The organism is Kitasatospora sp. NPDC094028, from assembly GCF_049543595.1.
GTDB lineage: Bacteria > Actinomycetota > Actinomycetes > Streptomycetales > Streptomycetaceae > Kitasatospora.
The window spans coordinates 1-1,006 of the sequence record NZ_JBMVFA010000143.1; the positions used below are offsets into that span (position 1 = coordinate 1).

General features: G+C 73.1%; 1 protein-coding gene. It reads right to left on the bottom strand.

The window, feature by feature from the left end; genetic code table 11:
• On the bottom strand, nt 1–1,006 hold a 1,006-nt coding region (locus tag ACPC54_RS42415), incomplete at both ends, for a sensor histidine kinase (protein WP_498973132.1).

The window sequence follows — 1,006 nt, forward strand, 5'->3', positions numbered from 1 at the left end:
CGCTGCGGGTCCTGGGCCCGCCAGTCCGTCGCCATGGCCAGATCGGACACCAGTTCGGAGTGTCCGGAGCCGTAGCCCCGGGCCTGGGGGGTGAACGGCTTGAAGTCGATCAGCCGGTCCTGCTCGTACAGCGGATGGTCGCCCCGGATGCCGTGCACGGCGATACGGCGCAGGGTCGCCGCGGTGGGGCCGGGCTCCTCGCCGTGCAGGATGCCGTCGTCCAGGTCGACGGTGACGTAGTCCGCGAAGCGCGGTACGGCGATCCGCGCCAGCTCCTCCGCGGTGCGCCGCACGTCCAGGCTGGTGCCGACGCACAGCCCGGCGTCGTAGAGGAGCTTCAGCCGCTCCCTGGCGACTTCGGCGCGCCCAGAGAGGGCCTGGAGCTCGGTGGTGTCCCGCAGGGTCACCACGGTGCCGCCGGGGAGCCCGCCGTGGTCGGTGGGCCGCTGGTTGACGGCGAGCAGCCGTTCCCCGGCGAACAGGACCTCGTCGGTGGCCTCGCGCCCGGAGGCCAGCAGCTCCACCGTCTCGGGGTCGAGGCCGGGCAGCTCGGACAGGTGGCTGCCCTCGGCGTCGGCCGGCAGCCGCAGCAGGCGCCGGGCCTCGTCGTTGGCGAGCAGCAGCAGCCCGTCGTCACTGACGATGAGGACGCCCTCGCGCACCGAGTGCAGCACCGTGTCGTGGTGCTCGTACATCCGGGTCATCTCGTCGGGGGCGAGGCTGTGCGTCTGGCGCCGCAGCCGCCGCCCGACCAGCGCGGTGCCGCCGGTGGACACGACGAGCGCGCCCGCCCCGGCGGTCAGGATGATCGGGATCTGCCGGTCCACCTCGCTGGTGACGTTCTTGACCTTGAGCCCGGCGGAGACGAGGGCGACCACCTTGCCGTGCGCGTCCTCGATCGGGGCCGTGGCCTGCATCTCCCGGCCCAGCGGGCCGTGCACGCTCTCCGTGTAGATCTGCCCGGCCAGCGAGGGCTTGATGTTGCCCACGAACCGCTGCCCGATCT